This window comes from Kineococcus gurbantunggutensis (genome assembly GCF_050871925.1).
GTDB lineage: Bacteria > Actinomycetota > Actinomycetes > Actinomycetales > Kineococcaceae > Kineococcus.
In genome coordinates this window covers 1-9,472 of the sequence record NZ_JBJLSG010000176.1, presented here as the reverse complement: position 1 = coordinate 9,472, position 9,472 = coordinate 1, and the positions used below count along the sequence as shown (strand labels likewise).

Here is a 9,472-nt window from a genome sequence, read left to right as displayed (position 1 = left end):
AAGGAAGTGGCAACTTCCTTGATCACCGCAGGGGTAGGGGTGGGGGTGGAGGTGGGAGCGTCGGGCCGGAGAGCCGGGGCCGAGAAGCCGGGGCCGGGGCCGGGGCCGGGGCCGGGGCCGGGGCCGGGGTCAGCGGACGCTGCGGGCCAGGCGGACCAGGGACTCCGGGGCGTCGTCGCGGGGCAGCACGACCTCCACGAGGGCGGGGCGGCCGGCGTCGGCGCGGACCTTGCCGAGCACCTCGACGAGCTCGGCGGGCGTGGCCGCGCGGTGGGTCGCGGTGCCGGGGGCGCCGAGCGCGGCGGGCAGGCGCGTCCAGTCCCACGCGACGACGTCCTGGTAGTCGGCCTCGGGGCTGCGGATGGCGCGCTCGACGGTGTACCCGCCGTTGTCGAGCAGCAGCACCGTGGGCGCCAGGCCCCGCTCCAGCAGGCGGCCGAGCTCCTGCACGGTGAGCTGGGCGGAGCCGTCGCCGATGACGAGGACGGTCTCGCGGCCGGGCGCGGCCAGCATCGCCCCCAGCGTGGCGGGCAGGGTGTAGCCGATGGAGGACCACACCGGCTGACCCAGCAGGTCGCAGCCGTCGGGCAGGGTCAGCTCCACCGCCCCGTAGAACGAGGTGCCCGCCTCGGCGACGAGCAGGGTCCCCGGCTCCAGCCAGTCCTGCAGCAGCGGCCACAGGTCGGCGTGGGTGAGGGGGCCGTCGGGGTCGGCGCTGACGTGGGCGACCGGCGCGGGCACCTCCCGGCGCGGCAGCGGGGCCGGTTCGGGGCGGCGCGCGGCCAGGACCTCGTGCAGCAGCCGCAGCGACTCGTCCAGGTGCACGCCGTGGAAGACGTCACCGGCGATGCGCGCGTGGTCGAGCTGGAGGTCCACGGCGGCGTCGGGGTCGAAGCCGTGGGTGAAGGACCCGGTGAGGAAGTCGGTCATGACGGCGCCGGCCAGCACCAGCGGGGCGGCGGTGTCGACCTGGCGGCGGGTGCGCTCGGAGCGGCAGAACTCCCCCGCGTACACGCCGAGGTTCGCCGGGTGCGACTCGTCCAGCAGCGCCTTGGAGGCGGACTGGGTGGCCACCCGCACGCCGTTCTGCGCGGCGATCGCGCGCATGCGCTCCTCCAGGTGGCGCCGGTGCAGGCGCGGGCCGGCCAGGACGGTGACCTCGGCGGCGCCGTCGAGGAAACCGGCCAGCGCGGCGGCGAACTCCGCGGAGGCCTGCGCGTCGCTGCGCAGCACGCGCAGCGGGCGGGCCAGCGGGGCGGCGGAGACGCGGGCGAGGGCGACGTCGGCGGGCACGCCGAGGTAGACCGGCTTGGAGCTGCCCACGGCCGTCAGCAGGGCCTGGTCGATCGCGGTGGCCGCGCCGTGCGGGCGCAGCACGACCGCCGAGGCGGTGACCTCCGCGGCGATCCGCGCGAAGTGCCCGAAGTCGCCGTCGGCCAGGGAGTGGTGCAGCAGGGCGCCGTCGGCCATGGCGCGGGTGGCGGGCATCCCGACGACGTGGACGACGGGCACGTCCTCGGCGAAGCTGCCGGCGAGGGCGTTGACGGCGGACAGCTCGCCCACGCCGAAGGTGGTGACGAACGCGGCCGGGCCGCGGCGCAGCCGGGCGTAGCCGTCGGCGCAGTACCCGGCGTTGAGCTCGTTGGCCGAGCCGACCCAGGTCAGCTCGCCGGTGGCGAGGACCTCGTCGAGCAGGGCGAGGTTGAAGTCGCCGGGCAGGCCGAACAGGTGGCGCACGCCGAGCTGGGCCAGGCGGTGCGCGAGGTAGGCCCCCACGGAGACCGTGGCGGTGGGCGCCGGTGCGGCCGGGGAGGGGGCGGCAGCGGCCGCGCTGGTCGTCGTCACGCCCCGATGACAGTCCGGCCGGTCGGATCGCGCAACACCCCGCTGCCGGACCGGTCGATCCGACCAGTGGTGCACCTGTGGACCCTCCTAGAGTGGTCGTCGTGACCACCCTGGACGCCACCGACCGCCGCGTGCTCGCGGCGCTGGACGCCGACCCGCGCGCGACGGTCGCCCAGCTCGCCCTGGACCTGGGCCTGGCCCGCGGGACGGTCCACGCGCGCCTGGAGCGGCTGGCGGCCGGGACGGCGCTGCGCCCGCACTCCACCCGCGTCACCCCCGAGGCGCTGGGCCTGCCGATGCGGGCGCTGGTGACGGCGGACGTGGAGCAGAGCGAGTTCGAGGGGATGGTGGCGGACATGGCCCGCATCCCCGAGGTGGTCGAGTGCCTGGGGATCTCCGGCGACTCGGACCTGATGATCCAGATCGCCGCGCGCGATGCCGACCACGTCTACGAGATCACGCAGCGCATCATGCGCTGCCGCGGGATCCGGCGGACGTCGACGTCGATCGTGCTGCGCGAGCTGCTGGCCTACCGGGTGGAGCACCTGCTGCGCGCGTGAACCCCCGCGCGCACCTCTCCGCGTCGGGGTCCGTTGCCCTGCCGTCCACCCGCAGTTGCTCCGGCGTTCGGCACCCGCTGGGAGGTTGTGCGCGCACCCACGGGCACGTCCGCGGCCCGCGCCGAGGACCACGCGAGAGGTCGAACGCCTTGTCTGAGAAGCATTCTCACCACAGCGACGAGCAGGACCCCGACGGCACGCGCGGCGGGTTCTTCACCCGCCGCGGGCTGCTGGGCACCGGCGCCGGCGGCCTGGCCACCGCCATCGTCTGGGGCCACGGCCTGCGCGGCGCCGAGACCGCCGCCGCCGCCCCCGTCCAGTACGCGCAGCTGAACCACAAGGACCCGCACGCCTTCACCGGCGTCGTGCGCCGCAACGCGCGCAGCACCGCCACCACCAGCGCCGTGCGGATCCTGCCGCTGGACCGCGCGAAGTTCCAGGTCGGCTCCACCTTCGACCTGCGCATCGAGGCCACCGGCGTGGACCCCGAGACCACCCGCATCGTCATCCGGCTCAGCAGCGAGGACGGCCCCGCCGCCCTGCTGAGCCCCGCGCCGCTGCGCACCAGCTCCGTCGAGGACTCCGTCGAGGTCACCTACGAGGGCCTGGTCTACCCCGAGGCCGGCACCTTCACCGTCTCCGCCGAGGTCACCTCCTCCGCCGGCACCGCGCGGGCCGAGGTGCGGCACGAGGTCGTCCTGGCCGACGCCGAGGGCAAGAAGGCCAAGAACGTCATCTTCTTCCTCGGCGACGGCATGGGCGCCGCGGCCATCACCGGTGCGCGGATCCTGTCCAAGGGCATCGTCGAGGGCAAGTACAAGGGCCTGCTCGAGATGGACCGCATGGAGTTCCGCGGGAACGTCACCACCTCCGGCTCCGACGCCATCGCCACCGACTCGGCGAACTCGATGTCGGCCTACATGACCGGCCACAAGACCGCCGTGAACGCCATGGGCGTCTACCCCGGCAACGACCCCGACCCGGCGCGCAGCCCCAAGGTCGAGACGATGGCCGAGGTCCTCAAGCGCTCGCGCGAGATGTCCATCGGCATCGTCACCACCGCCGAGGTCCAGGACGCCACCCCGGCCGCGGTGTTCGCCCACACCCGCCGCCGCTCCGAGTACGTGAACATCATGGAGCAGGCCCTGCAGCCCGGGCAGATGCCCGACGTGCTCATGGGCGGCGGGCGCGCCACGTTCCTGCCGCAGTCGCAGACCGGTTCGCGCCGCACCGACGAGCGCAACCTCGTCGAGGAGTTCAAGGACAAGGGCTTCGCCTACGCCGGCACCCGCGCGGAGCTGAACTCCGTCATGGCCGCCGGGACCCCGGAGAAGCTGCTGGGCACCTTCACGCTGGGCAACCTCAACGTCTACATCGACCGCGAGATCACCCCGAACCCCGAGGTGCTCGGGCAGTTCACCGACCAGCCCGGCCTGGTCGAGATGACCCGCGCCGCCCTGAAGGTCCTGGAGCAGAACGACAAGGGCTTCTTCCTCATGGTGGAGGGCGCCTCGATCGACAAGTCCGAGCACCCCCTGGACGGCCCTCGCGCCGTCTACGACACCATCGAGCTCGACCAGGCCGTCGGCGTCGCCAAGGAGTGGGCCGCGGACCGCGACGACACCCTCATCGTCGTCACCGCCGACCACAACCACGCCATGAGCATCGCCGGCACGCACAGCCTGTCCAAGGACGCCGCCGACGACGAGCCCGCCCGCCAGGCCAACGGCGTGTACGCCGACGCCGGGTTCCCCACCTACGTCGACGCGGACGGCGACGGGTTCCCCGACGACCCCAACCCCGACGTGCAGCTGTTCTTCGGCTGGTCGAACCACCCCGACCACCCGGACGACTTCGCGCACAACCCGGTGCTCGCGCAGCCCGCGCTGGAGGACCCGGCCACCGAGCGGGCCGTGCCCAACCCGAAGCGCGACCCCGGCGCGGTCGTCCAGATCGGCAACCTGCCGCTGGAGGAGACCAACTGCGTGCACACCGTCGAGGACGTCACCATCGCCGCCTCCGGCCCCGGTGCCGCCCGCTTCGGCCACGTGCTCGACAACACCGAGGTGTTCCACGCGATCGCCGACAGCCTCGGCCTGCGCATCCCCACCTACCGCCTGCGCAGCTCCGGCGCCGTCGCGGAGTCCACCGTGACCGCCGAGCCGGCCGCCGTCGCCGGCTGACGCCCCGCGGCCGGCCGGCACCCGCCGGCCGGGGACCGGTCCGGTCCGGTCCGGTTGAGCGCGCACGCTTCCCCCGTTCCTCCCGCGCCGCCCCTGCGCCCCGTTAGGATCGGTGACGATCCGTGCTCGACCGTGCGCGGCGGAGGGAGCGATCGACGTGGGCAGCGCTGCAGCCGGGCCGGACGGGCGGGAGCTGGAGCTCTTCGGCCCCTTCGGACCCTTCGACGCCCTCGCCGAGGCCGCCCACCGCCTCTACCTGGACGGCTACGGCGAGGACGCGGTCCGCGCCGCCCGCGAGGGCCTGGTGCTCTCCGAGGCCGCCGGCGACGAGCGCACCGCCCGCTACCTGCAGTTCATCTCCTGCGTGGCCCTGCACCAGCTCGGCCGCGCCGCCGAGGCCGCCGAGGAGGCCGGGCGCCTGCTGCGCCGCCTGGGCCCGCGCGCCGACCCGGTCTGGCGCGCCAAGGCCCTGTCGCTGCTGGCCGAGTCGCGCGTCGACCTGGGCATGACCGCGCTGGCGATGGACCACCTCGCCGAGGCGCAGCTCATCGTCAGCGCCCAGCCGGTGCGCACCTACGACCACCTCTCGGCGACCATGTCCGTCGCCCTGGCGCTGCGGGCGCTGGCCCTGTTCGAGCCGGCCGACGAGCTGATGCGCCTGATGCTGGGCCTGACGTTCCCGCCGGCGCGGGTGCGCCTGAACGTCGTGCAGGAGGCCGCCGTCCTGGAGGTCTCCTGGGCCGCCATGCTCGACGTGGTGGGCCGCTCCGCCGAGAGCGGCCCGCACCACGCCCGGGCCCTGGGGCACGCCGCCCGCATGCGGGCCCTGGCCCACGAGGTCGGCTACCCCGAGATGCGCGCGCGCGCCGACGCGATCGAGGGCTTCGTGCTGCACCGCACCGGCGAGCCCGCCCTGGCCGGCGCGCGGCTGCGCGCGGCCGCGGCCGCCTTCCGCCAGCGCGAGGAGCTCGTCGAGACGCAGATCGCCCGCGTCGGCCTGGCCCTGTCGCTGTCCGGGGACGGCGACGTCGACGGCGCCAACGAGCTGCTCGCCGCCGTGCAGCGCACCTCCTCCAGCACCCAGCTGGACGTGTGGGGGCTGACCGCGCTGAAGGTGCGCGCCGAGACCGCCGTGCGCCACCGCGGCGGCCACGAGGCCGCCGACGCCCTCGGCGAGCTGGCCCGCATCTCGCTGTCGCGGCTGTGGCAGGACCGCGAGAGCCGCTTCGAGGCGCTGCAGGACCGCATCCGCCAGCACGAGATGGCCGAGCAGGTCGTGCGCCAGGGCCGCGCGGCCCTGGTGGACCCCATGACGGGGCTGGGCAACCGCCGGCGCCTGCAGCAGCTGCTGGAGCGGCCCGACCAGCGCTTCAGCGCCGTGCTCGTCGACCTCGACGGCCTGCGCGCGGTCAACGACCAGCGCGGCCCCGACGTCGGCGACGCCGTCCTGCGCCGGGTGGCCGCGCTGCTGGTGGAGAACTGCCGCGACGACGACGTGCTGGTGCGCTACGGCGGCGACGAGTTCGTCGTGCTGCTGCCCGCCGGCGGCACCGGGCCCGCGCCCCTGCTGGTGGCCGAGCGGCTGCTGGAGGCGGTGCGCAAGGAGCCCTGGCTGGAGATCGCCCTGGGGCTGCGGGTGACCGCCTCCGTGGGCGTGGCCGGGCCCGCGCCGGCGGCCGAGGCGCTGGCCGCCGCCGACGCGGCCTGCGCACGGGCCCGGCGCGCCGGCGGGGACCGGCTCGAGAGCGCCTGAGCCGCGCCCGCGCCCGCCGGGTCGTGTCGGGGCCGCCGCCTAGTCTGTGGCGGTGAGCAGCATCGGCGGACCGCGCAGCTACCGCGACGAGGCGGTGGTCCTGCGCACCGCGAAGCTGGGCGAGGCCGACCGCGTCATCACCCTGCTCACGCGCCACCACGGGCGCGTGCGGGCGGTCGCCAAGGGCGTGCGGCGCACCTCCTCGCGCTTCGGCGCGCGCCTGGAGCCGTTCACCTGCGTGGACGTGCAGCTGCACCGCGGCCGCAACCTCGACACCGTCACCCAGGCCGACGTCCTGGCCCCCCTCGGCGCCACCATCGCCGCCGACTACGGCCTCTACACCGCCGGGCACGCCCTGCTGGAGACCGCCGAGCGCTTCACCGAGGTCGAGCGCGAGAGCAACACCCAGCAGTACCTGCTGCTCGTCGGCGCCCTGCGCACCCTGGCGCGGCGCGAGCACGCCGCCACGCTCGTGCTCGACGCGTTCCTGCTGCGCTCGCTGGCCGTGGCCGGCTACGCGGCCAGCTTCGGCGACTGCGCCCGCTGCGGCGCCCCCGGCCCGCACACCGCCTTCTCCGTGCCCGCCGGCGGGGCGGTGTGCCCGGTGTGCCGCCCGCCGGGCTCGGCCGCCCCCGACCCGCGCACCCTGGAGCTGCTCGCGGCGCTGCTGTCGGGGACGTGGGACGTCGCCGACGCCAGCGACGCGCGCTGCCGCGACGAGGGCAGCGGCCTGGTGGCCGCGTTCCTGCAGTGGCACCTCGAGCGCGGCATCCGCTCCCTGCGGCACGTCGAGCGGGTCTGAGCGGACCGCCCCGGCGCACCGCCGCGCGCGCGTGCGAAGCTCGGACGTCGTGAGCACCCCCGCACGACGCACCCTCGGGCGCCGCGCCGCGGCCCCCGCGCCCCGCACCGTCCAGGCGCCCCCGCCGCACCCCTCCGGCGCGCGCCCGCCGCAGCTGCCGCCGGAGCTGGTGCCCAAGCACGTCGCCGTCGTCATGGACGGCAACGGCCGCTGGGCCAACCAGCGCGGGCTGCCGCGCAACGAGGGGCACAAGCGCGGGGAGGCCTCCCTGCTGGACGTGGTCGCCGGCGCCGTCGAGATCGGCGTCACCCACCTCTCGGCCTGGGCGTTCTCCACCGAGAACTGGAAGCGCAGCCCCGACGAGGTGCGCTTCCTCATGGGCTTCAACCGCGACGTCATCCGCCGCCGCCGCGACGAGATGCACTCCTGGGGCGTGCGGGTGCGCTGGGCCGGTCGCCGCCCGCGCCTGTGGCGCAGCGTCGTCGACGAGCTGGAGGCCGCCGAGGAGCTGACCCGCGACAACACCGTGTGCACCCTGACGATGTGCGTGAACTACGGCGGCCGCGCGGAGATCGCCGACGCCGCCCGCGCCATCGCCCGCGAGGTCGCCGCCGGGCGGCTGAACCCCGAGCGCGTCGACGAGCGCACCGTCGCCCGCTTCCTCGACGAGCCCGACATGCCCGACGTGGACCTGTTCTGGCGCTCCTCCGGCGAGCAGCGCACCTCCGGGTTCCTGCCCTGGCAGTCCACCTACGCCGAGATGGTCTTCTCCGACGTGCTGTGGCCCGACGTGGACCGGCGCGCGCTGTGGGCGGCGATCGAGACCTACGCCCGGCGCGACCGCCGCTACGGCGGGGCCGTCGACGCCCCCGGGAGCGCGCCCGCCGCGCCCGCCGGGGCCGGGACCGCCGCGCCCGTCGAGACCGCCGAGACCGCCGAGCCGGGCGCGTGAGCGCGCCGCGCCCGGTGGCCGCCCTGGCCGCGCCCGCGGTGCGCGAGGTGCGCACGGCGGTGCGGTGGGGCGTGCAGCACGGCGTGCCGCGCCTGGGCGTGCGCCGCGGGGCGCGCACCGGGGACCTGCAGTCGGTGCTGCTGGCCGACCCGGCGACCTGGCGCGAGCCCTACGCCTTCCACGAGCGCGTGCGCGCCGCCGGGCCGCTGCTGACGGGCCGCTTCACCTGCATGAGCGCCTCGCACCCGGTGGTGCGCGAGGTCCTGGGCGGCGCCGACTTCGGCGTCGGGGCCCTGCACGACGTGCCGGTGCCGCGGCTGCGGCGGCTGCTGGAGTGGGCCGGGCGCGACCGGCCCACCCACCCCGTCGAGCCGCCCTCGATGCTCGCGGTCGACCCGCCCGAGCACACCCGCTACCGGCGCCTGGTCTCCAAGGTCTTCACCGCCCGGGCGGTGGAGGGGCTGCGCCCGCGGGTGGAGGAGCTGGCCGGCGAGCTGCTCGACGAGGTGGCCGGCCGCGGTGCCGGCGCCGACGCCGTGCGCGACTACGCGCTGCGCCTGCCGGTGGCCGTCATCGCCGAGCTCCTCGGCGTGCCGCCGCACCGGCGCGAGGAGGTCCGCGCCTTCGAGGCGGGCCTGGCCGGCAGCCTGGAGGTCGCCGCCCCCTGGCGCGACGTGCGCGCCGTCGACGCCGCCCTGCGCGGCTTCGACGCCTGGATCGGCGAGCACCTGCGCCGGCTGCGCCGCCACCCCGGCGAGGACCTGCTCAGCCGCCTGGTGGCCGTCACCGACGACGAGGCCGACGGGGGAGGGCGCCTGAGCGAGACCGAGCTGCGCGCCACCGCCGGGCTGCTCATGGCCGCCGGGTTCGAGACGACCGTGAACCTGCTCGGCTCGGCCACCGCGCTGCTGCTGCAGCACCCCGACCAGCTCGGCCTCGTGCGCGCCGACCCCTCGCTGTGGCCGGGGGCGGTGGAGGAGTCCCTGCGGCTGGAGACGCCCGTGCAGCTCACCTCCCGCCGGGCCCTGCGCACCACCACCGCCGGCGGGTGCGAGGTGCGTGCCGGCGCCCGCGTGGTGCTGCTGCTGGGCGCGGCCAACCGCGACCCGGACGTCTTCGCCGACCCCGCCCGCTTCGACGTGCGCCGCGCCAACGCCCGCGAGCACCTGGCCTTCTCCGCCGGCCGGCACTTCTGCCTGGGCGCGGCGCTGGCCCGCCTGGAGGGGCAGGTGGGCCTGCGGGCGCTGTTCGAGCGCTTCCCGGACCTGCGACTGGCCCCCGGGGCGCGGCGCACCACCACGCGGGTGCTGCGCGGCTGGCGCAGCCTGCCGGTGGCGCTGGCCTGACGCGCCGCGGCCCCGTCCCCCCGCGCGGGGG

Annotated in this window: 7 protein-coding genes; 6 read left to right on the top strand and 1 reads right to left on the bottom strand. The window is 76.3% G+C overall.

The genetic code is table 11. From position 1 onward, the window contains the following. Nucleotides 1-129: 129 nt before the first annotated feature. Nucleotides 130-1,845, bottom strand: a complete 1,716-nt coding sequence (locus ACRYR7_RS21935) for an alpha-keto acid decarboxylase family protein (protein WP_432574241.1) — start codon at nucleotides 1,843-1,845, stop codon at nucleotides 130-132. Nucleotides 1,846-1,946: 101 nt separating this feature from the next. Between ACRYR7_RS21935 and ACRYR7_RS21930 the strand changes: the two genes are divergently transcribed. The 6 genes from ACRYR7_RS21930 (at nucleotide 1,947) to ACRYR7_RS21905 (ending at nucleotide 9,441) form a co-directional block, all read left to right on the top strand. Next, on the top strand, nucleotides 1,947-2,405 hold the full coding sequence (locus ACRYR7_RS21930) for an Lrp/AsnC family transcriptional regulator (protein WP_432574240.1): 459 nt from the start codon (nucleotides 1,947-1,949) through the stop codon (nucleotides 2,403-2,405). Between the two features lie 149 nt (nucleotides 2,406-2,554). Continuing rightward, nucleotides 2,555-4,588: an alkaline phosphatase gene (locus ACRYR7_RS21925; protein ID WP_432574239.1), complete on the top strand. Its 2,034-nt coding sequence runs from the start codon at nucleotides 2,555-2,557 to the stop codon at nucleotides 4,586-4,588. Nucleotides 4,589-4,745: 157 nt separating this feature from the next. Then, the gene (locus ACRYR7_RS21920; RefSeq protein WP_432574238.1) at nucleotides 4,746-6,341 is read left to right on the top strand and encodes a GGDEF domain-containing protein; all 1,596 of its coding nucleotides are present in this window, start codon (nucleotides 4,746-4,748) and stop codon (nucleotides 6,339-6,341) included. Nucleotides 6,342-6,393: 52 nt separating this feature from the next. Further along, nucleotides 6,394-7,143, top strand: coding sequence for a DNA repair protein RecO (recO, locus tag ACRYR7_RS21915; RefSeq protein ID WP_432574237.1), 750 nt, complete (start codon nucleotides 6,394-6,396; stop codon nucleotides 7,141-7,143). 49 nt (nucleotides 7,144-7,192) lie between these two features. Then, entirely contained in the window at nucleotides 7,193-8,095 is a 903-nt protein-coding gene (locus ACRYR7_RS21910) for an isoprenyl transferase (protein WP_432574236.1), read from the top strand. Further along, entirely contained in the window at nucleotides 8,092-9,441 is a 1,350-nt protein-coding gene (locus ACRYR7_RS21905; RefSeq protein ID WP_432574235.1) for a cytochrome P450, read from the top strand. The genes ACRYR7_RS21910 and ACRYR7_RS21905 overlap by 4 nt, the downstream gene beginning before the upstream one ends. The last annotated feature ends 31 nt before the right edge of the window (nucleotides 9,442-9,472 follow it).